Source organism: Nitrobacter sp. 62-23 (assembly GCF_001897285.1).
Taxonomy (GTDB): Bacteria; Pseudomonadota; Alphaproteobacteria; order Rhizobiales; family Xanthobacteraceae; genus Nitrobacter.
Genome location: NZ_MKSM01000096.1, coordinates 88570 through 114084 on the forward strand (window position 1 = coordinate 88570; position 25515 = coordinate 114084).

A 25515-nucleotide genomic window follows, 5' to 3' on the forward strand; every position below is an offset into this window, starting at 1 on the left:
CGCCGGCTCGCATTGTTAGGTCGCAGGATGTGGATATGACCGAACGGGTTGATTTCGAGCGCACGGACGCGCCGCCAAGTTTACTTGCGAAGCTGGCGGCGGGTGTCGCCGCCTTCGTTATCGCTGTGCCGCTTGTCATGACGTTGATCTATCCGCAAACGCGGCAACCTAGAGCGCCTCGGCTGCCAGACATCGCGGCTGGAGCAGCTGTTCTCGAAGTGAATCCTCGCGCCAAACTCGCGCAGTTCGACAAGGCGGATACCACGGCAATCGCTCGGTACGGCTGGATCGATCGCGATCACGGCGTTGTGCAAATTCCAGTCACGCGCGCCATGGAGCTACTGGCGCAGCGCGGTCTGCCGGGCTGGCCCGCAGGGTCATCTGGAAAAGATCAGTTGCAGAGCGGATCCCGTCACTGACGCGGAGCAGGGAGCGGATGTGGCGACAGTGGATTCCATTCTGGCACGAAGGGGTCTCGCCGTATGGAGGGGATGTCGATCTTCTATTCCGGGGGCTTCTTGTCGCCAGTACCCTTGTTCTCGGACTCCTTCTGTTTCTGATTTTGCTGTTCTGCATTCGCTATCGCGCCGGAAACGACGTCGATCGCGAGAATCACGAAGCCAAAAGTTGGCATTGGGAGATCGGCTGGACCGCCGCATCCCTGGTCGCATTTCTCGGCCTGTTCGCGTGGGGAGCGGCGATTTTCCTTAAAATCTATCAAACGCCGGCGGATGACCTGTCGGTCTTCGTGGTCGCCCAGCAATGGATGTGGAAAGTGCAGCATCCCGGGGGGCAAGCCGAGATCAACGCCCTTCATATGCCTATCAATCGACCGGTCAATCTGGTGATGGCTTCACAGGATGTCATTCACAGCTTCTTTATCCCGGCGCTTCGCCTGAAGCATGATGTCGTACCCGGCCGTTATCAGAGCATCGAAATCGAAGCCATGCGTCCCGGTCACTATCACCTGTTCTGCGCCGAATATTGCGGCACGGATCATGCGCGCATGCTGGGGGAGGTCGTTGCGATGCGTCCTGCCGATTATGCCGCATGGCTGGCGCAGCAGGCACCATCCAGTTCGTTGGCGCAGCAGGGAAGCGCGTTGTTCCGGCAGCTTGGCTGTTCAGGTTGCCATGAGGGCTCCAGCAGCATTCACGCGCCGCGATTGGAGGGCCTGTACGGAAAGCCCGTTCCCTTGTCTGACGGCAGCACCGTCATCGCTGATGACAAGTATCTGCGCGATTCGATCCTGCTGCCACGCAGCCAGGTTGCCGCTGGCTATCAGCCCGTGATGCCTTCGTTCGAGGGGCGGATCGACGAGGCGCAGTTGTTGCAGTTGGTCGCCTATATCAAATCGCTGGCGACGGTGAAGCCATGACGGGCAAGAACTATCTCACTGATGACTATCGGCTCGGCTCCTGGTTCACCACCACGGACCACAAACGAATTGCGATCCTGTATTTCGCCACGCTGATTTTTTTCTTCTTCATCGGCGGTGTGGCCGCGACATTGATTCGGATCGAGCTCGCGACACCCGGACCGGATGTGGTCAGTGCTGATACCTACAATCGGCTGTTCACCATGCATGGCATTATCATGGTGTGGTTTTTCCTGATCCCGTCAATTCCGAACACGCTGGGAAACTTCATCGTTCCGCTGATGATCGGCGCCCGCGATCTGGCCTTTCCGCGACTCAATCTGGCGAGTTGGTATCTGTTCGTGCTCGGCGGAAGCGTGACGCTCTTTGCGATCTTCATGGGCGGGATCGATACCGGGTGGACGCTCTACACGCCGTTCTCGACATTGTACTCCAACAGTTATGTTTCGGTCGCGGTCACGGGCATCTTCATCGCCGGCTTCTCTTCGATTCTCACCGGATTGAACTTCATCGTCACGATCCACAAGCTGCGGGCGCCGGGGCTGACCTGGTATCGGCTGCCGCTGTTTATCTGGTCACTGTACGCCACTTCCGTGATCCTCGTGCTGGCGACGCCGGTGCTCGCGATCACGCTGGTGCTGCTGACGGCGGAGCGTCTGTTCGGCGTTGGCATTTTCGATCCGCGAATCGGCGGCGATCCGTTGCTGTTCCAGCACCTATTCTGGTTCTATTCGCATCCGGCGGTCTACATCATGATCCTGCCGGGCATGGGGGTCGTGAACGAGTTGATCGCATGTTACGCGCGCAAGAAAATCTTCGGATACAAGTTCGTGGCATGGGCCAGCCTCGCTATCGCGGCTGCGGGGTTTCTGGTCTGGGGTCACCACATGTTCGTGTCCGGGCAGTCGTTGACCGCCAGCCTGGTGTTCTCGTTCATGAGTTTCATCGTCGCCGTACCCTCCGCGATCAAGGTGTTCAACTGGACCGCAACCCTGCACAAGGGAAAGATACGGTTCGATGCGCCGATGCTGTATGCGTTGGCATTCATCGGGCTTTTCACGATCGGCGGCTTGACCGGACTGTTTTTGGCTTGCCTTGCTTTTGACGTCTACGCCACGGACACCTATTTCGTCGTCGCGCACTTTCACTACATCATGGTCGGTGGAATGGTGACAGCCTATTTCGGCGGGCTTCACTATTGGTGGCCGAAGATTACCGGCCGGATGTATCCGGAATACTGGGCGCGCGCGGCTGCGATTCTGATCTTCTTCGGATTCAATTTGACGTTCTTTCCGCAGTTCGTTCTCGGCGCCGAGGGGATGCCGCGGCGCTACCACGTCTACGCTCCAGAATTTCAGATTTGGAATGTGTTGTCGTCGGGCGGCGCATCCGTTCTCGCTATCGCCTACTTACTGCCGATGTTCTATCTCGCCTACTCGTTGTTCTTCGGCGCGCGCGCGCCAGCCAATCCGTGGGGCGCCACGGGACTGGAGTGGCAGACGTCATCGCCGCCGCCACGGCTGAATTTTGATCGGCAACCCGTTGTCGACGGAGATCCGTACGACTACGCGCACGCGCCGGAGCCGCAGCATGTCTGACAGTCAGGACATCGCCGAGCATCTGGCGACCAGCGCGCAACGTGACGAAGTGCTAGAGCTTGGGATGTGGACGTTTCTGTCGACGGAAGTGCTGCTGTTCGGCGGGCTCATCCTCAGCTATTTCGTCTATCGCCACGCGGACCCGCAGGCGTTTCTCGCGGCCGGACGCGAGACCCGGATCGTCATTGGAACAGTCAACACCGCGCTGCTTCTCACCTCCAGTTTTTGCGTGGCGGCGGCGCTTCAAGCTGCGGAGCAGGGAGCGCGCCGTGCGACACGCACGTTGCTCGGCATCGCAATCCTGTTGGGGCTTGGCTTTCTGGGATTGAAGGGTGTCGAGTATCTCGGGGAATATCGCGAGCATCTCGTTCCCGGTGTCAACTTTGCACGCACGGGTCAAGATGCGCACGGGATCGAACTGTTCTTCATCTTTTATTTTATCGCGACGCTTCTTCACGGGGTCCATGTCGTGGCCGGAATCGGAGTGCTGGCCGTTTTCGCCGCAATGGCCACGGCCACGACGGCAAGGTCGCGATACATCGCCGGGCTCAGAACAGCGGCGCTTTACTGGCACTTCGTCGATCTGGTCTGGATCTTCCTGTTTGCCCTGATCTATCTGCCGGGACGAAGCTCATGAGCGAGATCAGGCGCCCCGAACGGAGGCTATGGCGTCCGTTCGTCGATCTGGTTCTTTGCTGGATCGGCCTGTTGGCCTTGCTTGGCCTGACCGTCACGCTCTCCTATCAGCCGCTGGCGTCATTCAATTTCCCGGTTGCCATGACGATCGCGACGATCAAGGCCGGGCTCGTTGCCGCGATATTCATGGAACTTCGACATCGATCCGGCATCATCCGTGCCTTCGCTGCTGCTGGATTCTTTTGGCTTGCGATCCTGTTGTGGCTCGGTCTGATGGATTTTCTGACACGGGTATGAAGCCCATCATTCCGTGCGCCTCGTCAGCGCGAGTGCGCCAGTGTCGTTCGCTGCTTGGCGATCGCTGCGCCAGTCACCGCCGGTGCGGCATTGCCCCAACTGTTGCGGATATAGGTCAGGACAGCGGCGACCTGATCGCTGTCGAGCCGCCAGTCGAACGCCGGCATCGCGGGGGCGGTCGGAGCGGAGCTCGTCGCGACGGCGCGCGATCCCTCAAGCACGATCCGGCCGAGCGTTGTCGGGTCGTCCGATTGCACGATGGCGCTACCGGCGAGGCGGGGAAACAGTTCAGCGCTGCCCCGACCATTGTCCTGATGGCAGGGTGCGCAGGCGTCCTTATAGATCGCCGCGCCAGCCTTCATGGACGGATTGTCTGCGGCAAGCGGCGCAGGCTTGTTGATTCCACCCTGGTCGATGCCGAGCAGGTAGGTCGCGATCGCGGCCACGTCCGCATCCTTCATTCGCGAAGTCGAATGCGTCACCGCTTCCACCATCGGACCGGAGGCGAGGGTGGCGTTATTGGCGCCGGTTTTCAGATACTGGATCAGGTCGTCCTTCGACCAGCGGCCGACCCCCTGGTATCGATTGGCGGTGATGTTCGGCGCGAACCAGCCTTGCAGCGTTGCGCCGGCGAGCGGCGCGTCGTTCTTGTCGGCATTCAAAATGGTTTTCGGCGTATGGCACGTCCCACAATGTCCGGGGCCCTGAACGAGATAAGCGCCACGATTCCATTCGTCGCTTTGGTGCGGATCCGGAACGAAGCGCCCCGGCGTGAAATTCAGCCAGTTCCAAACCATCATCGCGAGGCGAATGTTGAAAGGAAACGGCAACTGATTGGCATTTACCTTGTGATTCACCGGCGTCACCGTGGTGAGATAAGCGCGGATCGCCAGAATGTCGTCGCGCGTCATCTTGGTATAGGCCGTATAAGGCATGGCGGGATAAAGCCGTGTCCCGTTGCGGCCGCGACCTTCTTGCAGAGCGGAGACAAACTCGTCGTCGCTCCAGTTGCCGATTCCGGTCTCGGTATCAGGCGTGATATTCGGCGCGATCAGCGTTCCGAACGGGGTTTGCAGGGCCACGCCCCCGGCGAACGGCTTGCCGCCCGGAGCGGTATGGCATCCCGCGCAATCGCTGAGCGTCGTCAGGTAACGTCCGCGCTCGATGCGGCTGAAATCCTGCGTCGCTCCCTGAGCGTGCGCGCAGGTAATGAATGCGAATGACAGAACCGTGAGTGCAAGCGAACGATACATATCTCTACACCAGCGGACCGGGATTTTTTAGATAAAGCTGCGTAATCGCATCCGCCGTCCAGAAGGCCAGCGCGCCAACCGTATTGGTCGGGTTGTAGCCGTGGTTCTGCGGGAATACGGAGGCGCCGCCTGGAATGAAAAGGTTGTGAACATCCCAGCTCTGGCAGTAGCGATTGAGGACGCTGGTTTGTGGGTCGTCACCCATCACCGTGCCGCCAGTGTTATGGGTTGTTTGATAAATCGTGCTGTCATACGGCCCCTTGCGGGGATGGGCTTGCATCTCCGTCGGGTTCATCGCCTTGGCGATCTCCGCGAGGCGTTCGGTGAGATAGGCGGACATCTTCAGTTCGTTGTCGTGGAAATCGAACGTCATGCGCATCAGCGGCCGTCCGAGACGATCCTTGTAAGTGGGATCGAGATCGAGCCAGCAGTCGCGATAGCTGTAGGAACTGCCGTGCGTCGAAAGACTGTAGGCGTGCTGATAGGTTTCGGCGGTCGCCTTCTTCCACGCGGCGCCCCACTTCGGCGTGCCTTTCGGCACGGGGCGCGTCTGAATCGGCCGTCCATTGGTCTGCCCCGCTCCCATGTAGCCGCCGCCGACAAAACCGAGATTGCTGTGATCGAAATTGTCGCCGTTATAGTCGTCGATCATCATACCGTGAGCGCCGGTGGCGATGAACGGATTGAGCACCTTGTCTTTCAGGATCACGCTGACGCTTGATGTGGTCTGATAAGCGTAATTGCGGCCTAGCACACCTTGGCCGCTGTCCGGGTCATAGGGTTTTCCGATGCCGGAAATCAGCATCAGTTGCACGTTGAACAGGGCAAACGCGCATAACAGCACGATGTCCGCGGGCTGCTCCCATTCCTCTCCCGACGTATCGACATAGGTGACGCCGGTCGCGCGCTTGCCAGTTGAATCGAGGTTGATCCTGAGAACTTCGGATTCGGTCTGCGCGGTGAAATTCGGCAGACGCATCAGAGCCGGCAGCACGCAGGTCTGTGGGCTTGCCTTGGAATAGTTGCCGCAGCCGAAGCGTTCGCAGAAGCCGCAATAGCTGCATTGGCCCATGCGGATGCCGAGCGGATTGGTGTAGGCCTCGCTGAGGTTGGACGCCGGCTGGGGAAATGGCGAGTGTCCTAGCTTGCGCGCGGCTTCGGCAAACAGCGTTGCACCGAGTCCCTGCTTCAATGGCGGCGTGGGGTATTCGGACGATCGCCAGCCTTCGAACGGATTGCCACCGTCCTGTTTGACGCCTTTGAGGTTGCCGGCCTTGCCCGAAGTGCCGCAGAGCTTCTCGAAGCGGTCGTAGTATGGCTCCAGTTCGTCGTAGCTGACCGGCCAATCCTGGATCGTCATATCACCGGGCAGCATGCTCGCGCCGTAACGTTCGGTAAGGTGGCTGCGCAGACGAAAGTCGGTGGACAGGAAACGCCAGGTCTGGCCGTTCCAGTGAATTCCGGCGCCGCCCACGCCGTTGCCGGGGAGAAAGCCGGCGAAATTCCGGATCGGCAACGCGGTTTGATCGGCCCTGTTGCGGAACGTCAGGGTTTCCTGCGCGGGCCGCAGAAACAGATCCAGCCGAATGGCGTAGCGCAATTCGTCCTGGGCATAAGCGGGCGGGAAGTCGGTCGCGGTGTCACGCCACGGCCCGCGTTCGATCGCAACGACGTCTAGGCCCGCCTTCGCGAGATGATAGCTGAGGATCGACCCCGTCCATCCCAGTCCGATCACCACGACGTTCTTGGAGGGCAGTTTCCGCGCCATTCGTCTATCCTTTCGATAACCAGTCCGCACGCCCCATGATGCTCACCGGAGGCAGCGGATAAGACTCGTTGTGGCGCTCGACCCAATCGCGATAGTCGTATCGCGCACCCGGGAAGCCGACCAATTTCCAGCCCGCCATGTCGCGATTGCCGCCATAGATCGGATCGGCAAAGAACCCCTGCTGGGTGTCCTGCAACACCATCGCGAAGAAGGCTTTCGCGTCGACGTCCTTCAGCTTGACCGATCCGTCCTCCAGCGCGGACAAAATTTTGTCCTGCTCGGCAGCGGTCAATTCGTGAAAAGCTTTCCCGCTCCGGGATTGCCCGACCTGATCCGCCAGCGCCTTCAATCCGTTGCGATAGCGGCCCGCGGGCGAAGCCGGGTTTTGATATCCCTGCGTCGAAGAGCCCGGCATGAACGGAGGACGCGTATAAAGGCCCTCGCTACGGCCGTAAGGTCCAGCCAGTTGCCGGTCGATGAATACGGCGCAGCCGGCATCCTTGCCGCCGGGACCGTGATCGTCCGGTGGAATCAGGCGATCGACGATGGCTTCGATGGTCGCGGCTTCGTCGCTGGTGAAGAAAGCCCACGGGCCCGGGCGCACCTGCGCGGGAGGATCGGCGGCACCCGGCGCCCACGGCATTTCCTGCTGAATGGTTCGCCCATGAACAACAGAAGCCGAGGTCGTCAGAAAAATGGCCGCGGATGTGAGAAACAGCCGCCGGGACAAGCGAAGCGAAGTCTGAGAGTCCATCATTGAAACCTCAAGCGCCTCGCCTCGTCGCCGAGGCTCACTTCAAGGCGCTTCCGAGGAACAGTAAGAGACAAGCAAAGCGGAATGTTCCATCGAGTTCAAAATTGTGAACCGCCCATGTTCCCCTTTTCGGAGCAAATTTCTCCACTCATATAAATTTTCTCGCTCGACACGGACACGATATGAGCTTCACGATGATGTGCTTTCTCAATCATTCGTTCTGTCCGACGTATCGAAGCAGCGATCGAGATGTCTGCCGAGAATTTTCAAATCTTCAAGATCGCTGCCCGCAACCGCGAGGTGTTCTGTTTTCCGCCGACCTCGATGCGCGTCAGCCGCATTTCCCATCGTCAATATCTCGTATGTTAATGCGCCGATCGTGCCTACCATCGAAACTCCGATCCAGCGGAGGTGGGTAACAGATCATGCAGTCCCCTCAGGATCGGCCGCACAGATATGGTCTCGCTATAGAGCCCTATCGGCTTCCAATAGCTAGCCTTGCTCGAAGAGTTCGAGGCCGGGAAGGACGTTGTTTTGCGCATATGCGATGACGTAGTCCTCGAGCGCAAGGCGCACCGACTCCGCGGCACGACTGAGCGCGATATCGCTCGACCACATGACGGAAGCCGTCAAAGCGAGCGGCGGTTCGATCATCATGGGGACGCCGAGATCGCCTGCCCCCTCGCCATGCTGGAAGCCGCGCGGCAGCACGGTCCCGCCGAGACCCTGCCGCACAAGGGACATGATCGAACTCAGCTGATCACCTTCGCTAACGATATTCGGCACGACGCCGATTCCGGCAAAAGCGCGGTCGAGAACCGAACGCAGGATGTTTGGTACAGTCGGAAGAACAAGCGGACTCTTCGCCAGCCGATCGAGCGATATCGTCCCCGCGGACCGAGACAGTCGCTTGTTTCCAATATAGTACAGACGCTGCCGGAACAGCCGCGATCGAGAGTAACCGGCAGCCAGTTGATCTTCGAAAAGCAGCGCCAGATCGAGCGTACGCGCAGAGATCTCGGATTTCAGCGTCTCGCTGTCGGAGATGTGAAACTTCACGAACACCTTCGGGAATCGCTCGCGGCACGCCTGAATGAAAGGTCCGCCCAGCGCGGCAGCCAGAGTCGATGACATGCCGAGTGCGACAGCGCCGTCCGGCTCGCCGCCGCTCGAACGTACGATCCCCGGCAACTGCTCGATCTGCCGCAATATGGCGAGCGCTTCCCGATAGAGCGCTTCGCCTGCGGGCGTTGCGCTGACGCCTCGTGCATGGCGCTGCAACACCGCCACCCCGAGCTCCTCCTCCAGTTCTCTAATCTGCTGGCTGAGCGCGGGCTGAGCCACGTGGATCGTCGCAGCCGCGCGGGAAAAGCTCCCGGCATCGACGATCTTGACAAAATATCGCAGGTGCCTGAGTTGCAAAATGCGCCCCTATTGTCGGCATGCCTTTTTTGGTTGTCCTTGTCAGGGTTGTATCACGGCCGCAGCCTGCAGCGCGATCAGCACCGTCAGCGCCCCGCCGAGCCGCGTCACCAGAAGCGCGAACGGCAGGAGAGGCAGACGACCTCCTGCGCTCAGCATCGCGACAGCGCCGGTGCCGCCCATCGCCATCCGCGAGAGCGTGATCGTCGCCGCATCGGCAGGGTCCAAGCCCGTCCAGCCCGAGACGAGATAGCCGGTGATGGAAAGCACCAGAACGGCGGCAATGACCATACCGAACAAGGGCGCCGCGAACCCAGCCACAATGGGCTCCCAAGGCAAAAGAGTCATGCCCACCAGCCACAGTATCGGCAACAGCAGGTAGGATGTGAAGTAAACCTGAACAGCCCTCATCCCCCGCACAACCGGCGCCGGCACGACGTCCAGCGCACTCGCCGCCATGGCGACGACGATGACGACCAAAGCAGCGGAAATTCCAGAAGAACGCGAAACGACGGCTCCACAAACGTGCAGCACAATGATTGCGACGATGGCCAGTCCGACGTCCGCAGGGCTGAACGATTCTACATCGCTCGCCGCAGCGCTGCCATTTCCGGCCGCGCCCACCGGGTGAAGCATCCCTATTATTCCCGCGCCGACGATTGCGGCGAGATTGGCGACGAACAGCGCAGGCAGCATCTGAGCCAGCAGTTCGCCATGCCCCTGCCCCCATTGATCAGCATAACCCGCTGCGAGCGGTAGCGCTCCCGCGGTCAGTCCGCCAGCCATCATCGGCGCCAACTGGAGGAAAAACGTTCTCGGAAAGTCGCTCCCCCAAAGCGCCGCTAGGCCCCACGTCGTCGCTGACGCCGCGAGAGTCCCGCCGATCACGGGAATCGCGAGTTTCAGGGCCATGCCTCGCATCGTTCTCCAGTTGATTTGTAAGCAGCCACCGAGCACGAGGACGCTGATAAGCCATCCGAGGATATCCAACCGTTCGGTCGCAGCGCCCAGCGAAACGACTGTATCTCGGGGAATCCAGGCAATGCCTGCAAGCCAGGACGGGATGACCAGGCAAAGCACCGTATCGATGCCTATCAAGCGGAGACGCGAAAGACGGCCAAACTCCGCGCAGGCGAAAGCGCCGAGAATTGTGATAAAAAGAGCGATGCAGAGCCTGCCCAAAGACACATCCGGCTTTTCGACGGAAGCAACGGCGGCAAGACCAAGCGCCAATACCACAACGCCAAGGACGCCCGTGCTTCGCGTGCGCCATCGAGGGGACGATGCCGCATCGCGAATGGCATTCCTTTTGGACGCCGGCACTGGCATCTTCCACAATGAGGACAAAATTCAGAAACGAGTATGAATTGGATTCAAACTCCGTCAACCGGAAGGACGGTATCGAACCATGCCGCGCGGTTCATTGCAGATGCCGGCGCGTCGGCTGCGGATTTGAGCGATCGCTCCAGGCGCGCTTTCTTCCGTATGCCGAGAAGCTCGATTTACGGCGCCGAGGTCTGGACGGCTTACGCCAGGCCTCACCCCAAAACGGGCCGCCCCTTAATCGCTCGTTAGGATGCGGGAGAGCCTGGCGGGGAGTTTGGCTAGCTCTTTACCCGCCAAGCTCGTCGTCGTATTTTTGAGACAGAGACCAACCGCAGGCTGTGTAATTCGCCTAGCTCCGTCCAGGCGCTTCGCCACTGAAACAGACTGAAACCAGCATTTGCTGCCAACGCAGCTTACGGCACCCTCGCCCTGAACCGCACGGACGTTCGCCGTGGCTGGATCGCCTTTATCGCCCGTTTTTTCCGTTTGGACTTCGAAGACTTCGCATGCCTTGAAGGCCCGCGCGCCTTCGGCGCCAAGTTCGATCTTCGGACCCCGGATCTCCGCTGCGCCCCCCAGCGCCAACGCTGCTGACCTTGCGAAAATGGGCATGCGCTATCCCGTGGAGTTCGTATCAAACAGATCCAAAAGATCGAGCACCAGCAAACGCTTTCCGTAGAGAGCAAGGAAGCTCACTCTAAACGGTGCCAATCAGTAATCTGAGCTAGGAAGAACCGTCGCTGGAGAATGTCACGGCAACTGACCCGAGACAGATAGCACCAACATGACGAACATTGCTTGCCATCGCTTCCAAGTTGCCTTTGAATACCTCAAATGTATTTTATCACCATTCTTTTGCTTCTTCTGATTTTTCCGATCGCTTCGACCGCTATCGAGGCGCTCGCATTTGGTCACACGCTCTCCACGTCAGCCATGAAATGGTTTGTCTTCTGGCCAATGCTGAGATTGCTCATTGCCGGCATCCGTCAAGTTATGCAGCCTGCATTCACTGCACGAGATATCTTCCACATTGAAGATCGGTCTGCTTTTGGCATCGTGAGAGAACTCGGATTCGCCAATTTAGCGATGGGCTCACTTGGCGCGCTGTCGCTTGTCTGGCCGCAACTGCTGTTCGGCGGGGCGTTTGTTGGCGGAATTTACTATGCGCTCGCAGGCGTAGGCCATATCCCTCATGCCCGAGGCAATTCAAAGCGGACGATGGCGATGATTTCAGATTTAGCGATTGCCGTCGTGCTAGTGCTTATTGCCTGGAAGGCGGTTTAGGAGCAAGGCTGACGAGAGCGAGAATGAAGAAATCCGCCGGAGCGTCACACATGACTGAGAATGATCCTTTGCCTCGATCCGTTCGCAACCGTGCTGCGGCTGGTCTTCAGCCTTGATGTCGGCAGACATAATTAACCCCGCACAGTTGCGAGTGCTCGGGATTCAGCACGAATACGGATGACAAGCGCCAGCGCATTCAAGACGGTGAAGATCGACGCTATCAACACCAGATGAAGAGCGAGCGGCAAAATGGCGATTTCCGCAGCGACGATTGCGTAGTTTGGATGTGATAAATATCTGTATGGCCCCGACGTAACCATAGGCGCGTTAGGCAACACAATGATGCGCGTTGTCCATCGCGATCCGAGCGTCGCCAGCACCCAAACGCGAAGGGCCTGCAACAAAATAAAGATCGAAAGAGCGACAAGATTTACGTCCTGGCCGCGACCCCATATCCACAAGGTGGTCAGCCAGGCGGCATGGATCATAACTACGAACGGATAATGACCCGGAGCGATCTCGATCGCGCCTTGCGCCAATAGCCTGCGGGTGTTGTATCGGGATATGACGAGCTCGCCTAGCCGTTGCAGGGTGACCAGCGCGAGAATGAGGATGGCGAGGGTCACGATGCGACGTGACGCAGAGTGACGCAGCTTGCCGTAAAGCCGGGCCCGAGCGAGGTCATTAGCGATCGCGGCGGCAGGCCCCGCGCGCGGGCCCGCTCAAGCACAAACAGGACCGTGGCCGCCGACATATTCCCGTAATCGGCAATAACCTTTCGTTCGTTGTTGAGCGTCCCCTGATCGAGCGAAAAAGCTCGCTCGATCGCGATAATGACCTTCGTGCCGCCTGGATGGCAGATGAAGCCATCGATATCTTCAATCGACAGACCCATCCCGGACAAGACTGCCGTGACGCCGGGTTTCATGTGCTTAGCTACGAAGTCAGGGATCGTGCGCTGAAAGATCACGCCAAATCCTTCGGGGTCCACGCGCCACCCCATGATATTCAGCGTGTTCGGCCACAGATGCTCTCCGGTCGCCTCGATACAAGTTGCACCTCCATCACCGGCACGCAACACAACAGCGGCAGCCCCGTCGCCAAACAGACTAGCAGCAACGATATTGGCTTTGGTCAATTCGTCGTGGCGAACTGCGAGCGTGCAAAGTTCAAGCACCACTAGCAGCACGTCGGTGCCAGGCCGCGCTTGCGCCAAGCGCGATGCAATCGACAGTCCCGCGACGCCACCCGCGCAGCCCAGTCCAAACACTGGCACCCGCGACACATCCGGCCGAAAACCAAGTTTCCCGGCGACGCGCGCCTCCAGTGTCGGAGTGGCAATGCCGGTCGAACACACCGTGACGACGGTGTCGATGTCGGCCGCGCTGAGATCGGCGCGCTCGATAGCTTTGTGCGCGACATCGACGAACAAGGCTTCCGCGCCTTCGAGAAAGGCCTGAGTCCGCTCCGGCCAGCCACGCGGCTCGTAGTACCATTCGATCGGTTTGACGCCGTAACGGCGCTGTATACCAGTATTGGCGAAAAGAGTGGAGAGCGTTTCAAACTGCGGATATAGCGAGCCCAAGATAGCTCGGGCTGCCTCGAGGATTTGCATCTGATGAAACACATATGCTGGAACCCCGGTCGCCATCGAGACTAAAGCGGCCGCGTGTTTCATGTCGTTACTCCTGCCCGAGTGGTATCGATATCTGAAACCGCGGCCCACGCAATTAGCCAGGCGGGCGCCGGCCACCTGTGCCGATGCAGATGAACTCACCGCGCCACGGCGTTCTTACATCTTGACCGTCACCTTGCGGTTCTCACCGAGGTTCGGCCTCTCTCCGGTGAACTTCGCCTTGGCGAACTCGAAGATGGTCGCCATGGCACTTGCTGGTCCATCCCACAATTCCCCGATAAAAGGCTCGATTCGCAACAGGCATACATTGAGATCGCTTGGCCCTCCTGGCCACCACAATTCATCAGTCTTTCGCCATGCCGCCTCTATCTTGTCCGCATCGTGGATCATGTCGGCGCGACCGGTGATCGACAGATAAGCTTTCTCGTTTGCATCGATAAAGATGAGTCCGACATCGGGCCTGGCCTCAATCTCCTGCTCCTTGGCGCTGTGAATATCGGTTACGAAGAAAATCAGGCCAGCGCCGCGATCAGGTCTTGCTTCCAGTGGTCGCGCACGCAATCCATCAGCGAATTGCGTTGTCAGCATGCAAACGCCCACCTTTTCAATGATGTCCCAGACGCGATCGATGTTGTTTTCCTTATTCATGTTAGACCAGCTTCATGTGATGTGGTTGGTAACCTGAGGCTTCAGTAATTCGAGACTTCGGAAACGGGTTCTTCGCGTGGCTTGTGCGGCTCAGTATCGATTTGGGATAATCCCCATCAAGTGGCGGAGTTCCCGTCATCAAAAGCCCGGCGCTCGCACCGGACTCGCGGAAGAATCAACGGTTCGACAGGGGCGAACAACAAGGCAGCGTCTGTGATTACATGGCACTGCGCCGGCACAGGGCCAACCGCATCATGATTGATTATTGTGTTGGATACGGACTTGCGAGACATCCTTCTCTTGAGCCAGGCGGCAAGGCTTCAGGCGCAACGGCTTCAGCCGGCTGCCGGAGGCGCCCGGGTCCGCAAGAACGGAAAGACACCTTATGAGATTCTCCGTGAACGGCTCATGGCACCTGCAGGCCTTCGTTCCGGAGTCTCAGAATTATTTTTTTAGCGCCGCAGGAGGCAACGGCCTGCGTTCGTTCCGACGATGCGGCCCTACTACTCGATTTGCGGCCCTACTACTCGGAGATGAGCGGGGAGGTTGGCCGTCGTTGGCGCGATCAAGGCCTTGCCGACCGCGGTCGTTGTGACAGCCATGGTGCGGTCAAGGCTGATACCAGTTCAAGGGCGAATGCCTAACACAAGACACAGAGGAGCTAAGCAACCGCCCGTTCATTGAATCGGTCGATCGAAATATTTCTTGTCAGCTAGGAACCGCCCAAGCGGGAGCCGGTTCGTTGTAGGCAAAAGCAACGGAGATCACGCATGTTCATGCACAACAAGCGCTTGCAATACACTGTCCGCGTTTCGGAACCAAATCCGGTGCTCGGTTCGTTTATGCTGGAGCAGTTCGGCGGTCCTGACGGCGAGCTCGCAGCGGCGATGCGCTATTTCACGCAGGGACTGGCTGACGACGACCCTGGCCGCAAGGACATGCTTCTCGATATCGCTACCGAAGAGCTCAGTCATCTTGAAGTGATTGGTTCCATCGTCGCAATGCTCAACAAAGGCGCCAAAGCCCAAATTTCTGAAGGCAGCATGGAGGAAGCTGAACTCTATATGTCCCTCACGAAGGGTGGGAATAGCCACACTCAATCGATCCTCTATGGTGGCGGTCCGGCACTCACCAATTCTTCAGGAGTTCCATGGACTGCCGCCTATATCGATAGCCGGGGTGATCCTACTTGCGATCTACGCTCGAACATAGCCGCTGAAAGCCGGGCCAAGATTGTGTACGAGCGACTCATCAATTTAACCGACGATCCTGGTATTAAGGAGGCACTGGGCTTTCTTATGACTCGTGAGATCGCTCACCAGAAGTCATTCGAGAAAGCGCTCTATGCCATCGCAGATAACTTTCCACCTGGCAAACTTCCGGGACTCAAAACTTTCGCAGATACTTATGTAAATACTTCGCAAGGCGGCGCAGAGCCGAACGGCCCATGGAATAGCGGCAAGCAATGGAAAAGGGTGGATGAGTTGGAATCAAGCCTTCCAGCAGATGGCGGCGATGGCGAGGCCACCGTTCAGCTCAGCTCGATTGACATGGCAGCTCTCAAAGCCCTAGGCGCTCGCACAATGTCGCAACAAGAAGGCGACCCGAAGACTGGCGCGGATTTAGGCGCTGGTCCTGGCGCGGGAAAAGTCACCGGCGGAGACAAAGGCGGAGCAGTTGACATGGACGAAGCCAGAGCTATGGCACAAAGACGGACCGCAGCGTAGGCAATCCCAAAAGGGATCGCAAAAAATCGTCCACGACTATAACAGCCTTGGTTTGCGCTAACTGCCGTTGACTTGCGTCCGGTCGCCAGATGCCGGTACGCCAGCAGGCGTATTCCCTCTGGTGGACGTTTGCGTCACGTACTTACTTAAAATACTCGCTATACGTCAGGATGCCAGGCTTCGATCAGTTCCGCAGCTTCGGCCAATTCGACCTGGACGTTGAAACGCTGGGCTTCCAGCGCGATGCACCTGCTAAGCCGATGGACACCACGGCGGAGCGTTCCGGGCGGAGCGTTCCGGGCCATGAGCTTCCGTTTACAAAAATCCCGGGCTTGAGTTGGAAATCTTAAAATGGCGCATTCTCTGCGATGTTTGCCACGGCAAGACGCCAAAGTAGGGCTTTCGCGTTCCGCCTCGATCCCTGGTCTGGGAATGATTAGCTGCTTGGTTCGCAACCGCGACGTCACATCGGAAGGACTGCTAAGACAAAGCTAGTTCAAGAGACTGTCAATAAGCTAAGCGACAGTATTTTTGCTACGGCTTGAAACCAACATTTACGCGGCGGCGCTGGCGGATCATGTCTCATGATTTCATCGTCGCCATAACTGCGGCCTCGTTCTGATGCTGATGCTGACGCTGCTGCTCTACTTCCATGCGCCGGCTGCGCCGGCCATTAGCATCGGGACACCGGGAACGTTTGCGGTGCGAGCCGGTTTTCCATCCCTAGCGAGGAGAATCTCATGGCCAAAGAAGCAAGAGAAACCGGCACCCTAATCGGCAGCGATAAGGTTGAAGGAACCGCGGTCTACGGCCGCGACAACGAGAAGATCGGCGAGATCGAGCGCGTCATGATCGAGAAGAGGAGTGGACGAGTGTCATACGCGGTCCTTGGGTTCGGCGGGTTTCTCGGCATCGGAAATGACCATTATCCGCTTCCCTGGAACAGCCTGAAATACGACACCGATGTTGGAGGGTACCGGGTCGGCGTAACCGAGGAGCAGCTCAACGGCGCGCCCAGGTATGCATCAGCGAGCAGCTGGGATTGGACAGACCGTGGCCGCACCAAAGCAGTCGACGACTACTATGCTGGCCTTACCTAGAATTCGAGGTCGCGGCCGGCTTCCCGGCCGCGATGCTCAGCGGGATCATAGGAACGAGGCTGTCGCACCGAAATTACTGGCGGCCCGCGCCGAGACCCGGGGGCACCGCACGGTTCTGCAAGACCTCAAAAGCTCTCAGCGGAGGCCGTGCGTTCATGGAGCGCATATTCAGTTGCGCTTGCTCCGGAAGTCGTTGAACGAGGCGTCTATCAGGAGGAGTTTGTCGAGCACTATCAGCTGCCGCTCCTCGCGCGTACCGGGCCCGTTCTCAAGGAAAGCCTGCAGCGTATCCTTGACCTGCTGCACCTTCGCGTCCTTGCTTTCGAGCCCGTCGCTGAAGCGTGAAAGGATTTCCTGTATCCGCTTCTCGTCCTCATCGCTCATCTTCACTCTCCGTTAGCAGGCTTCGCTAAGATAGGGCGCATCCGATACGAGGCAAGTCCTTCGTTGAAAGCGCACCTTCACGCGTTGATTGAAGCATCGCAAAAGCCGCTGGGTCTCAAGCGGCTCTTTGCGTGCATCAAGGCAACGGCACGACCGGCCCCATGGGCGTCAAAGCCATCGCCAGCTACCTCAACGAACGCCGTTTCTTCACGCGCGACGACGGCCGCTGGGGATTAGCGCAAATGGCCGCACGATCGCGATGGACAAGCTCGACGATCTCGTGGCGAGCCGCATAGAGGAACGCTTGCTCCAGCCCAAGCAGCTGAAGACGATCCTCGCCAATCTGCTTGACGGCCGTGAAGACCGCGCCGAGCGCCGCCGCCAGCACCTTGCCGAACTCCACAAGCGAATCACCGAGACCGACCAGCGCCTTGACCGCCTCTATGACGCGATCGAAGGCAGCATCGTCGATAAGGACGATATGGTGCTCAAGGACCGCATCGCCGGCCTCAAGGCCATTCGGGATCAGGCCACGGCCGACGCCGAGCGGACCCAGGCCACGCTTGACAGCGCCGGTGGCGAGTCGGTCAGCCTCGACATGATCGACGATTTCTCCCGCACCGCCCGCTAGGGCCTGCGCCTTGAAAGCGGCGGCTATCGGCGGGATCACCTACGCGCGTTCGCGTAGCGCGTCGAGGTGGCGGACGACGAGGTTCGCATCATGGGATCGAAATCAGAGCTGCCTCGCGCCCTGGTGGCCGCTTCGAACGTGGATTCGGCGGCGTTCGACGTTCGCAGTTCTGTTCTGAAATGGCGCGCCCGAAGAGATTCGAACTCCTGACCCCCAGATTCGTAGTCTGGTGCTCTATCCAGCTGAGCTACGGGCGCGTTTGTCGCGGAAATCGCGAGTGGCGAACAGCAACTGCGTTCGGAGACAGGCGTCTCGAAAGCGGGCCATAGCTAACGGCTCCCGTCCGGCTTTGCAAGCGGCACCGCTGCACCAACATTGCTGAAATGGCGGCAAACCGCTGAAACCGCCCTGATAACGGACGATGGCGACACGGCTGCTAACCTTATGGCAGGAATGGCCAAATCACGTTAAGTGCGCGCCCCGCGCTCGAATTCAGTTCTATGCGCGCGCGCGTTCGTTGCGAATGGTCTGCAATTCCACCGGGCGATCGGGAATCGCGACCCGGAACGTCGCACCGATGGTGCCTTCCACCAGATTGACCTCGCCGCCATGCGCGCGCACCAGTTCCGCTGCAATCGCAAGTCCGAGGCCGCTGCCGCCCGGACGCGCCGATCCCTGGAAGGCCTCGAACAGATGATTGCGCGCCTGTTGCGGCACGCCAGGTCCGGTATCGGAGACCTCAATGATCGTCACCGAACCCTCGCGGCGGCCGGTGATCCTGATCTGCCGGGCCGCGGCATCGTGCGGCTGACTTTCCAGGGCCTGCGCCGCATTGCGCACCAGATTAAGCAGGATACGGAAAAGCTGATCCGGATCGGCGTCGATGGTGAGTCCGCGCTCGATCGCATTGATCCAGGTGATCGACCCTTCCGCCGCAAGCCCCGCCGACTCGCGCACCTCGTTGACGATAGGCTCGATCGCTATTTTCCGCCGGTCAGGCGCGGCTTCCTGCGCGCGACCGTAAGATAGTGTCGACTGGCAGAATGCGATGGCGCGCTCCAGTGAGCGCATCAGCTTCGGCGCGAACCGCTGCACCCGCGGATCGGGCACGCTGGCAAGCTGATCGGACAGCAACTGCGAGGACGCCAGCAGATTGCGGAGATCGTGATTGATTTTCGAGACCGCGAGGCCGAGCGCCGCGAGCCGGCTTTTCTGATGCAGCATCGACACGAGGTCACGCTGCATGTCGGATAACTCACGCTCGGCGACGCCAATTTCGTCGCCGCGCTGCGACGGCACGATAATCCGCGCCGAACTCTCGGGATTTTGGTGGAAGCCCACGAGATTCGCGGTCAGACGCCGCATCGGGCGAACGAACAGATAGTGCAGCGCCAGATAGACCAAGGCCGCGGTGAGAACCGCGATCGCCAGCGAAACCAGCAACAGGTTGCGCGAGAAACGGTACATCGACTGGCGCAGCGGCTCCTCGTCGGTCACGACTTCGATGAACTGCGCACCGCGCGGTCCGGGCCCGATGATGCGGATCGCCTGGTTGCCGCTTTCCAGCATGGTTTCGAACGAACCCATAATGGCCGACCACGGTGTCACGGTGCGGATGTCGATGTCATGGTCGATCGCTGCCGGCAAATCCGCGCTGGCAAGCAGGCGGCGCTGCTGGCCCATCTTGATGGCGACGGCCCGCGCCCCGATGCTGCCGAGAATTTGCCGTGCGAGCGAATCGGGCACAGTGCCCGACGGGGCCGCGTCGAGCACCAGCGCGGCCGTGTTCGCAGCCGCGAGCCGGTCGTTGAGCCGGTTCATCCGGAAGTTGGCGATCGCGGGGACGTAGATCAGGATTTCAGCGATCATCACCAGCGGGATCGTCAGCAGCAGGAGCTTGCCGGACAGACCGAGCCGGCCGCGCAATGACAAACGCGCTGCCCGAACCCGGAGTTGTTCGATCGCCTGTGACACGGCTGCCCTCCGCAGACCTGCGGCAAACTGACAGTAATTCCGCCCTTATCCCAAACCGGCCGGAAAAACCGCTGAAACGCTCGATAATATGGACAATATAGACCCAATGCGGGATTTGGCCAATTCCGTCGGCGCAGGGAAACGCTACATGGCAAGATTGACGAAAAGAGGCCGCTCCCTTATAAGCCGCGCCAACTGTCCGCGATGGCCCGGTTTCAACCGGGGCGGCTCGTTCGGGCCGAAATCGTCGGCCTGGCTCGGGTCGGCATTCCCGGGCTCAACCTCAATATCAGGCGACTTGCCCGGTCAGCGGAGATTCCCGTGAAACGGACTTATCAACCCAGCAAACTGGTGCGCAAGCGCCGCCACGGCTTTCGTGCCCGTCTGGCAACGACCGGCGGTCGCAAGGTTCTTGCCGCGCGGCGCGCACGCGGCCGCAAGCGCCTGAGCGCCTGAGCGAATCTCTCCGAGATTTCATCATGGACCGGTTGAGGCAGCGAGCGGATTTCCTCGCCGTTGCCAATGGGCTGCGGGTGAGCACACCCGCCTTTGTGGTGCAAAATCGCCGCCGCGACGATGACGGCCCGATCCGGATCGGCTTCACGGTGACCAAAAAGAACGGCACCGCGACCGAGCGAAACCGTATCCGCCGCAGGCTTCGCGAATTGGTGAAGCGCATGGGCTCCTTATCCATGCGACCGCACAGCGATTATGTGGTAATCGGCCGCCGTGCTGCGCTCGACCGCGGTTTCGCCGTCATGCTCGATGACCTGCGTTCGGCGTTCCGTCGCCTCGATCGCCAGCATCCAGGATGATGGCGGCGTCACGATCGGCGGCTTCGACGGCGAACCGAGCTGCAACCCGAACCGAATGACGAGACCCTGAACGATGTCTGAGAACCGCAACACCATCATCGCCATCGTTCTGTCGGGCCTCGTCCTGATCGCATGGCAGTATTTCTACAACATCCCGCAGATGGAAAAGGATCGCGCGGCGCAGCAGACGCAAAGCCAGATGGACCAGTCCAAGACCGAGCCGGCGAAAAATTCGCCCGTGCCCGGTCACGCCGCTGCGGAGACCACGACGCTCAGCCGCGACGCCGCCATCGCGGCCACCCCGCGCATCAAGATCGACACCCCTCGCCTGAGCGGAAGCCTTTCGCTGAAAGGCGCGCGCATCGACGATCTTTTGCTGACCAAGTTCCGCGAGACGGTCGACCCCGCCTCGCCTGCGATCGAGCTGTTTTCGCCTTCCGGCACGACCAATCCGTATTATGCCGAATTCGGGTGGGTTCCGGCTGCCGGATCGACCGTGAAGCTGCCGGACCAGAACACGGTGTGGCAGCAGGAAGGATCGGGCGCGCTGACGCAGTCCACCCCCGTCACGTTGAAGTATGACAATGGCGAAGGGCTGACCTTCCGCCGCACCGTCGCGGTGGACGACCACTACCTGTTCACGATCAAGGATGACGTCACGAACGCCGGCAATGCGCCGGTGACGCTATACCCGTTCGGACTGATTTCGCGGCACGGCACACCGCCGGTTTCCGGCTATTACATTCTGCACGAAGGCCTTATCGGCTTTCTCGGCGATCAGAAGCTACAGGAATATACCTACAAGAAGATCGACGAGGTCAAATCGGTGACCTTCAATGTCACCAACGGCTGGCTCGGCATCACGGACAAATACTGGGCCTCGGCGTTGCTGCCCGATACCAGCGCGCGATTGCAGGCCCGCTTCTCGTCCAACGAGGTCGGCAAGGTCAGGACCTATCAGACCGACTATCTGGAGGACGCGCAGACCATCCCGGCCGGCGGCACCGGTTCGGCAAACACGCGCCTGTTCGCCGGCGCCAAGGAAGCCAGCGTCGTCGGCATCAATTTCCCCTTTGTGCAGCTCGGTGGCTACAACAAGCAGCTCAACCTCAACCATTTCGACCTGCTGATCGACTGGGGCTGGTTCTACTTCATCACCAAGCCGATGTTCCTGGCGCTGGATTTCTTCTTCCACGTATTCGGCAATTTCGGCGTCGCGATCCTCGTCGTGACCGTGCTGGTCAAGCTGGTCTTCTTCCCGCTTGCCAACAAGTCCTACGCCTCGATGGCGAAGATGAAGGCGGTCCAGCCGCAGATCAACGCGTTGAAAGAACGCTTTCCCGACGACAAGATGAAGCTGCAGCAGGAGATGATGGAAATCTACAAGAAGGAGAAGATCAACCCGATCTCGGGCTGTCTTCCCGTCGTCTTGCAGATTCCGGTGTTCTTCTCGCTGTACAAGGTGCTGTTCGTGACCATCGAAATGCGTCACGCGCCGTTCTTCGCCTGGATCAAGGACCTGTCCGCGCCCGATCCGACCCACGTCTTCAATCTGTTCGGGCTGCTGCCCTACGATCCCTCGGCGGTGCCGTTGCTCGGCCCCTATCTGGCGATCGGCGCGTGGCCGATCATCATGGGCATCACGATGTGGTTCCAGATGAAGCTGAACCCGACGCCGCCGGACCCAACCCAGAAAATCATCTTCGACTGGATGCCGGTGATCTTCACCTTCATGCTCGCGGCGTTCCCGGCAGGCCTCGTGATCTACTGGGCCTGGAACAACACGCTGTCGGTGATCCAGCAGAGCTTCATCATGCGCCGCAACGGCGTAAAGGTGGAGCTGTTCGACAATGTGAAGTCCACCTTCCGCCGCAAATCCTCCGACAAGCCGGCGAAGACGACGTAGAGTCATCATGGTCGCTGTCGCGCGAAGCTCGAGGATGATGCGTAGCGTCGTCCCGACCGCGACAAAACCGTCCTGGACCGGGCCGCGGCACGCCGGATTGCTTCGCGCGGGGCAGAACCGGCAAGGCCGGTTCGGTCGCAAGCTCGGGAACGGCTCCTCTGAAAGCACTCGCATGACAACGGCCACCGATGCGGAACTGATGGAGCGGGGCCGGAAGCTGTTTGCCGGCGACTGGCAATTCATCTGGGCCTCGCCGTCGATCGAAACGCTGCCGCCGATGGCTGGCGTCGAGGTCGCATTCGCGGGACGCTCCAACGTCGGCAAGTCCAGCCTGATCAACGCGCTGACCGGCCGCAGCTCGCTGGCCCGGACTTCCCGCACGCCCGGCCGCACCCAGGAGCTGATCTTCTTCGAGGGACCGAAAGGCGCCGATGTCCGTCTGGTCGACATGCCGGGATACGGTTTTGCGTCGGCGCCGAAAGCCAGGATCGCGTCGTGGACCTCGCTGATCCATAAATTCCTGCTCGGACGCGCCAGCCTTGCGCGTGTCTACGTGTTGATCGACTCCCGCCATGGCATCAAGGATACCGACCAGGACATCCTGACCACGCTCGACAGGTCCGCGGTCAGCTACCAGGTGGTGCTGACCAAGGCCGACGAAGTGAAGGCCGCTGAATTGGCGGAGCGCATCGAGGCGACCAGAACGCTGCTCGCCAGACATCCCGCGGCGTTCCCGGACGTGCTGGTCACCTCCTCGCGCACGGGAGCCGGGATGCCGGAATTGCGCGCCGCCATGGCCCGCCTGATCGGAGAACATCAGCGATGACGCATTTTGCCTGGTTTCGGATCATCGTGTTGGCGGCGGGACTAATGGGCGCCGCCGGTGTCATCCTTGGAGCGGTCGCCGCTCACGTGACGACAGGCGGCACGCTGGTCCTGTCGGCATCTTCGATGCTGCTGTTTCACGCCCCCGCCGCGATCCTGGCGGTGCTTCTGGTCGATCGGCAGATCATTCTCCCGCGTCTCGGTCTTGTCGCCGCCGGCGGCTTTGTCGCAGGCGCGACCTTGTTCAGCACCGATTTGACGGTACTGCAATTCCTCAAACACCGGCTTTTCCCGATGGCCGCGCCGTCAGGGGGAACGCTGATGATCTTGAGCTGGTTCGTGCTCGCACTCGCCGCCGTCTGGCCGCGCGCCGCGGCCCGTCCCTGACGACGGGAAGCGACCGGCGGCTTTGCGGTCGTGCCGCCAATCGGCTAGTGGAATGGCCTGACACTCACCCCGCCGGCCAAGAGACCCGCTTCATGTCCGATGCCTCCAAAATCAGCCCGCTCGATCAGGCTCGCATCCTGTCCGAGGCGCTGCCGCATATGCAGCAATATGACGAAGAAACCATCGTCATCAAATACGGCGGCCATGCCATGGGCTCGGAGGATGTCGCCCGGCGGTTCGCCCGCGACATCGTGCTTCTGGAGCAGACCGCCATCAATCCGGTGGTGGTGCATGGCGGCGGCCCGCAGATCGCCACCATGCTGGAACGGCTCGGCATCAAATCGGAATTCGCCGCCGGCCTGCGCATTACCGACGCGGCGACGATCGAGATCGTCGAGATGGTGCTGGCCGGTTCGATCAACAAGCAACTGGTCGGCTACATCAACGAAGCCGGCGGCAAGGCGGTCGGGCTCTGCGGCAAGGACGGCAACATGGTCACCGCCTCGAAGGCGACGCGGACCATGGCCGATCCGGATTCGAACATCGAGAAGGTCGTCGATCTCGGCTTCGTCGGCGAACCCGATAACGTCGACCTGACATTGCTGAACCAGCTGATCGGCCACGAACTGATCCCGGTGCTGGCGCCGCTGGCCACCTCCGGGGGCGGCCAAACCTTCAACGTCAATGCCGATATCTTCGCGGGCGCAGTCGCCGGCGCGCTGAAGGCCAAGCGCCTGCTGCTGCTGACCGATGTTCCCGGCGTGCTCGACAAGTCGAAGACCCTGATTCCGGATCTGTCGATCAGCGACGCGCGCAAGCTGATCGCCGACGGCACCATTTCGGGCGGCATGATCCCCAAGGTCGAAACCTGCATCTACGCGCTCGAACAGGGCGTCGGCGGCGTCGTCATCATCGACGGCAAGACCCCGCATGCGGTGCTGCTCGAACTCTTCACCGACCAGGGCACAGGGACGCTGATCCACAAGTGACCGACGCGCGACGATTGCAACGCGGCTTCGGCCACGTCGAGACTTGGGTGTTCGATCTCGACAACACGCTGTACCCTCATCACGTCAACCTGTGGCAGCAGGTCGACGCGAGAATCGGCGAGTACATCGGACAGTTCCTCGACGTCGATCCGATCGAGGCCCGGCGCATCCAGAAGGATTACTACAAGCGCTTCGGCACCAGCATGCGCGGCATGATGACCGAGCACGGCGTTTCCGCCGACGACTATCTCGCTTACGTCCATCAGATCGACCATTCGCCGCTCGAACCCAATCCGGCGATGGGCGCGGCGCTCGAAAGGCTGCCCGGCCGCAAACTGATCCTGACCAACGGCTCGACCGCTCATGCCGGCAAGGTGCTGGAGCGGCTCGGCTTCGGGCACCACTTCGAGGCGGTGTTCGACATCATCGCGGCCGAACTGGAGCCGAAGCCTTCGCCACAGACCTATCGCCGCTTTCTCGAACGGCACCGCGTCGATGCCGCAAGGGCGGCGATGTTCGAGGATCTGGCGCGCAACCTTGCCGTCCCGCATCAACTCGGCATGACCACCGTTCTGGTCGTGCCGGACGGCACTCGGGAGGTGGTGCGCGAAGACTGGGAGATGGAGGGGCGCGGCGCGGCGCATGTCGACCACGTCACCGACGATCTGGCCGGGTTTCTGGCGGGGCTGACGGCCCGCTCGGCTTGACAGGCCTGTTTCCGTCCAAGAGAACAGCGCGTTGACAAACTGCACGCGTGCAGTAGAGCCACAGGAAATC

Annotated in this window: 27 protein-coding genes and 1 tRNA gene; 16 read left to right on the forward strand and 12 right to left on the reverse strand. The window is 60.1% G+C overall.

Translation table 11 applies throughout. From position 1 onward, the window contains the following. Nucleotides 1-35 precede the first annotated feature (35 nt). The 5 genes from BGO16_RS09040 to BGO16_RS09060 are packed head-to-tail and all read left to right on the forward strand — an operon-like array spanning nt 36 to nt 3909. Nucleotides 36-419 (forward strand): hypothetical protein, encoded by a 384-nt coding sequence (locus BGO16_RS09040; RefSeq protein WP_292618336.1) that lies wholly within the window; start codon nt 36-38, stop codon nt 417-419. A gap of 17 nt (nt 420-436) precedes the next feature. Continuing rightward, nucleotides 437-1378, forward strand: a complete 942-nt coding sequence (coxB, locus tag BGO16_RS09045; protein ID WP_292618337.1) for a cytochrome c oxidase subunit II — start codon at nt 437-439, stop codon at nt 1376-1378. Continuing rightward, nucleotides 1375-2976 (forward strand): cytochrome c oxidase subunit I, encoded by a 1602-nt coding sequence (gene ctaD / locus BGO16_RS09050; RefSeq protein WP_292618338.1) that lies wholly within the window; start codon nt 1375-1377, stop codon nt 2974-2976. The genes coxB and ctaD overlap by 4 nt, the downstream gene beginning before the upstream one ends. Then, nucleotides 2969-3613: a cytochrome c oxidase subunit 3 gene (locus BGO16_RS09055; RefSeq protein WP_292618339.1), complete on the forward strand. Its 645-nt coding sequence runs from the start codon at nt 2969-2971 to the stop codon at nt 3611-3613. Before ctaD ends, BGO16_RS09055 begins: the two co-directional genes overlap by 8 nt. Beyond that, nucleotides 3610-3909 (forward strand): cytochrome C oxidase subunit IV family protein, encoded by a 300-nt coding sequence (locus BGO16_RS09060; protein ID WP_292618341.1) that lies wholly within the window; start codon nt 3610-3612, stop codon nt 3907-3909. The genes BGO16_RS09055 and BGO16_RS09060 overlap by 4 nt, the downstream gene beginning before the upstream one ends. A gap of 23 nt (nt 3910-3932) precedes the next feature. Here BGO16_RS09060 and BGO16_RS09065 read toward each other — a convergent pair whose 3' ends face one another. The 6 genes from BGO16_RS09065 to BGO16_RS09090 form a co-directional block, all read right to left on the reverse strand. Next, nucleotides 3933-5162 carry a cytochrome c gene (locus BGO16_RS09065; RefSeq protein WP_292618342.1) on the reverse strand — a complete coding sequence of 410 codons (1230 nt, stop codon included), beginning with the start codon at nt 5160-5162 and terminating at the stop codon, nt 3933-3935. Nucleotides 5163-5166: 4 nt separating this feature from the next. Continuing rightward, nucleotides 5167-6930, reverse strand: a complete 1764-nt coding sequence (locus tag BGO16_RS09070) for a GMC family oxidoreductase (RefSeq protein WP_292618344.1) — start codon at nt 6928-6930, stop codon at nt 5167-5169. A 4-nt stretch (nt 6931-6934) separates the two neighbouring features. Beyond that, nucleotides 6935-7687, reverse strand: a complete 753-nt coding sequence (locus BGO16_RS09075) for a gluconate 2-dehydrogenase subunit 3 family protein (protein WP_292618345.1) — start codon at nt 7685-7687, stop codon at nt 6935-6937. A gap of 204 nt (nt 7688-7891) precedes the next feature. Beyond that, nucleotides 7892-8074 (reverse strand): hypothetical protein, encoded by a 183-nt coding sequence (locus BGO16_RS09080; RefSeq protein WP_292618346.1) that lies wholly within the window; start codon nt 8072-8074, stop codon nt 7892-7894. Between the two features lie 102 nt (nt 8075-8176). Then, nucleotides 8177-9106 (reverse strand): LysR substrate-binding domain-containing protein, encoded by a 930-nt coding sequence (locus BGO16_RS09085; protein WP_292618347.1) that lies wholly within the window; start codon nt 9104-9106, stop codon nt 8177-8179. Between the two features lie 42 nt (nt 9107-9148). Continuing rightward, nucleotides 9149-10345, reverse strand: coding sequence for a 2-hydroxycarboxylate transporter family protein (locus tag BGO16_RS09090; RefSeq protein ID WP_292618348.1), 1197 nt, complete (start codon nt 10343-10345; stop codon nt 9149-9151). 921 nt (nt 10346-11266) lie between these two features. Between BGO16_RS09090 and BGO16_RS09095 the strand changes: the two genes are divergently transcribed. Beyond that, on the forward strand, nt 11267-11716 hold the full coding sequence (locus tag BGO16_RS09095) for a hypothetical protein (protein WP_292618349.1): 450 nt from the start codon (nt 11267-11269) through the stop codon (nt 11714-11716). 131 nt (nt 11717-11847) lie between these two features. Here the strand turns inward: BGO16_RS09095 and BGO16_RS09100 are convergent, their stop codons facing one another. The 3 genes from BGO16_RS09100 to BGO16_RS09110 all read right to left on the reverse strand — a co-directional run bounded on the left by BGO16_RS09100 (nt 11848) and on the right by BGO16_RS09110 (nt 14000). Beyond that, nucleotides 11848-12342, reverse strand: a complete 495-nt coding sequence (locus BGO16_RS09100; protein WP_292618351.1) for an isoprenylcysteine carboxylmethyltransferase family protein — start codon at nt 12340-12342, stop codon at nt 11848-11850. Continuing rightward, on the reverse strand, nt 12339-13394 hold the full coding sequence (locus BGO16_RS09105) for a type III polyketide synthase (protein WP_292618353.1): 1056 nt from the start codon (nt 13392-13394) through the stop codon (nt 12339-12341). Before BGO16_RS09105 ends, BGO16_RS09100 begins: the two co-directional genes overlap by 4 nt. A 114-nt stretch (nt 13395-13508) precedes the next feature. Continuing rightward, nucleotides 13509-14000: a pyridoxamine 5'-phosphate oxidase family protein gene (locus BGO16_RS09110; RefSeq protein WP_292618355.1), complete on the reverse strand. Its 492-nt coding sequence runs from the start codon at nt 13998-14000 to the stop codon at nt 13509-13511. 770 nt (nt 14001-14770) lie between these two features. On the opposite strand from BGO16_RS09110, the gene BGO16_RS09115 reads away from it, so the two are divergent. Beyond that, nucleotides 14771-15727, forward strand: a complete 957-nt coding sequence (locus BGO16_RS09115) for a manganese catalase family protein (RefSeq protein ID WP_292618356.1) — start codon at nt 14771-14773, stop codon at nt 15725-15727. A gap of 740 nt (nt 15728-16467) precedes the next feature. After that, the gene (locus BGO16_RS09120) at nt 16468-16827 is read left to right on the forward strand and encodes a PRC-barrel domain-containing protein (RefSeq protein WP_292618357.1); all 360 of its coding nucleotides are present in this window, start codon (nt 16468-16470) and stop codon (nt 16825-16827) included. Nucleotides 16828-16995: 168 nt separating this feature from the next. Here BGO16_RS09120 and BGO16_RS09125 read toward each other — a convergent pair whose 3' ends face one another. Beyond that, a complete protein-coding gene (locus tag BGO16_RS09125; RefSeq protein WP_292618358.1) occupies nt 16996-17211 on the reverse strand; it encodes a hypothetical protein in 216 nt (71 codons plus the stop codon). Between the two features lie 259 nt (nt 17212-17470). Between BGO16_RS09125 and BGO16_RS09130 the strand changes: the two genes are divergently transcribed. Further along, nucleotides 17471-17842, forward strand: a complete 372-nt coding sequence (locus tag BGO16_RS09130; protein ID WP_292618359.1) for a hypothetical protein — start codon at nt 17471-17473, stop codon at nt 17840-17842. A 180-nt stretch (nt 17843-18022) separates the two neighbouring features. On the opposite strand, the gene BGO16_RS09135 is transcribed toward BGO16_RS09130, so the two are convergent. Further along, nucleotides 18023-18099 (reverse strand) — tRNA-Arg (locus BGO16_RS09135). A gap of 241 nt (nt 18100-18340) precedes the next feature. After that, nucleotides 18341-19816, reverse strand: coding sequence for a HAMP domain-containing sensor histidine kinase (locus BGO16_RS09140; RefSeq protein ID WP_292618360.1), 1476 nt, complete (start codon nt 19814-19816; stop codon nt 18341-18343). Between the two features lie 321 nt (nt 19817-20137). On the opposite strand from BGO16_RS09140, the gene rpmH reads away from it, so the two are divergent. The 7 genes from rpmH (at nt 20138) to BGO16_RS09175 (ending at nt 25445) form a co-directional block, all read left to right on the forward strand. After that, a complete protein-coding gene (rpmH, locus tag BGO16_RS09145) occupies nt 20138-20272 on the forward strand; it encodes a 50S ribosomal protein L34 (protein ID WP_006609582.1) in 135 nt (44 codons plus the stop codon). Between the two features lie 23 nt (nt 20273-20295). Next, the gene (gene rnpA / locus BGO16_RS09150) at nt 20296-20631 is read left to right on the forward strand and encodes a ribonuclease P protein component (RefSeq protein WP_292618361.1); all 336 of its coding nucleotides are present in this window, start codon (nt 20296-20298) and stop codon (nt 20629-20631) included. A gap of 73 nt (nt 20632-20704) precedes the next feature. Continuing rightward, entirely contained in the window at nt 20705-22537 is a 1833-nt protein-coding gene (yidC, locus tag BGO16_RS09155; protein WP_292618362.1) for a membrane protein insertase YidC, read from the forward strand. Between the two features lie 172 nt (nt 22538-22709). Then, nucleotides 22710-23363: a ribosome biogenesis GTP-binding protein YihA/YsxC gene (yihA, locus tag BGO16_RS09160; protein ID WP_292618363.1), complete on the forward strand. Its 654-nt coding sequence runs from the start codon at nt 22710-22712 to the stop codon at nt 23361-23363. Further along, nucleotides 23360-23749 carry a DUF423 domain-containing protein gene (locus BGO16_RS09165; RefSeq protein WP_292618364.1) on the forward strand — a complete coding sequence of 130 codons (390 nt, stop codon included), beginning with the start codon at nt 23360-23362 and terminating at the stop codon, nt 23747-23749. The genes yihA and BGO16_RS09165 overlap by 4 nt, the downstream gene beginning before the upstream one ends. Before the next feature lie 92 nt (nt 23750-23841). Continuing rightward, on the forward strand, nt 23842-24738 hold the full coding sequence (gene argB, locus BGO16_RS09170; RefSeq protein ID WP_292618365.1) for an acetylglutamate kinase: 897 nt from the start codon (nt 23842-23844) through the stop codon (nt 24736-24738). Next, nucleotides 24735-25445 (forward strand): pyrimidine 5'-nucleotidase, encoded by a 711-nt coding sequence (locus BGO16_RS09175; protein WP_292618366.1) that lies wholly within the window; start codon nt 24735-24737, stop codon nt 25443-25445. The genes argB and BGO16_RS09175 overlap by 4 nt, the downstream gene beginning before the upstream one ends. Nucleotides 25446-25515: the final 70 nt, after the last annotated feature.

Coding starts and splice junctions, on each gene's coding strand:
- BGO16_RS09075 (WP_292618345.1), bottom strand. CDS start 7,687: ATGATGGACTCTCAGACTTCGCTTCGCTTGTCCCGGCGGCTGTTTCTC.
- BGO16_RS09040 (WP_292618336.1), top strand. CDS start 36: ATGACCGAACGGGTTGATTTCGAGCGCACGGACGCGCCGCCAAGTTTA.
- BGO16_RS09115 (WP_292618356.1), top strand. CDS start 14,771: ATGTTCATGCACAACAAGCGCTTGCAATACACTGTCCGCGTTTCGGAA.
- coxB (WP_292618337.1), top strand. CDS start 437: ATGTGGCGACAGTGGATTCCATTCTGGCACGAAGGGGTCTCGCCGTAT.
- BGO16_RS09125 (WP_292618358.1), bottom strand. CDS start 17,211: ATGAGCGATGAGGACGAGAAGCGGATACAGGAAATCCTTTCACGCTTC.
- BGO16_RS09120 (WP_292618357.1), top strand. CDS start 16,468: ATGGCCAAAGAAGCAAGAGAAACCGGCACCCTAATCGGCAGCGATAAG.
- BGO16_RS09105 (WP_292618353.1), bottom strand. CDS start 13,394: ATGAAACACGCGGCCGCTTTAGTCTCGATGGCGACCGGGGTTCCAGCA.
- BGO16_RS09065 (WP_292618342.1), bottom strand. CDS start 5,162: ATGTATCGTTCGCTTGCACTCACGGTTCTGTCATTCGCATTCATTACC.
- BGO16_RS09070 (WP_292618344.1), bottom strand. CDS start 6,930: ATGGCGCGGAAACTGCCCTCCAAGAACGTCGTGGTGATCGGACTGGGA.
- BGO16_RS09080 (WP_292618346.1), bottom strand. CDS start 8,074: ATGGTAGGCACGATCGGCGCATTAACATACGAGATATTGACGATGGGA.
- BGO16_RS09130 (WP_292618359.1), top strand. CDS start 17,471: ATGGACAAGCTCGACGATCTCGTGGCGAGCCGCATAGAGGAACGCTTG.
- ctaD (WP_292618338.1), top strand. CDS start 1,375: ATGACGGGCAAGAACTATCTCACTGATGACTATCGGCTCGGCTCCTGG.
- rnpA (WP_292618361.1), top strand. CDS start 20,296: ATGGACCGGTTGAGGCAGCGAGCGGATTTCCTCGCCGTTGCCAATGGG.
- argB (WP_292618365.1), top strand. CDS start 23,842: ATGTCCGATGCCTCCAAAATCAGCCCGCTCGATCAGGCTCGCATCCTG.
- BGO16_RS09110 (WP_292618355.1), bottom strand. CDS start 14,000: ATGAATAAGGAAAACAACATCGATCGCGTCTGGGACATCATTGAAAAG.
- BGO16_RS09055 (WP_292618339.1), top strand. CDS start 2,969: ATGTCTGACAGTCAGGACATCGCCGAGCATCTGGCGACCAGCGCGCAA.
- BGO16_RS09165 (WP_292618364.1), top strand. CDS start 23,360: ATGACGCATTTTGCCTGGTTTCGGATCATCGTGTTGGCGGCGGGACTA.
- BGO16_RS09060 (WP_292618341.1), top strand. CDS start 3,610: ATGAGCGAGATCAGGCGCCCCGAACGGAGGCTATGGCGTCCGTTCGTC.
- BGO16_RS09095 (WP_292618349.1), top strand. CDS start 11,267: ATGTATTTTATCACCATTCTTTTGCTTCTTCTGATTTTTCCGATCGCT.
- yihA (WP_292618363.1), top strand. CDS start 22,710: ATGACAACGGCCACCGATGCGGAACTGATGGAGCGGGGCCGGAAGCTG.
- yidC (WP_292618362.1), top strand. CDS start 20,705: ATGTCTGAGAACCGCAACACCATCATCGCCATCGTTCTGTCGGGCCTC.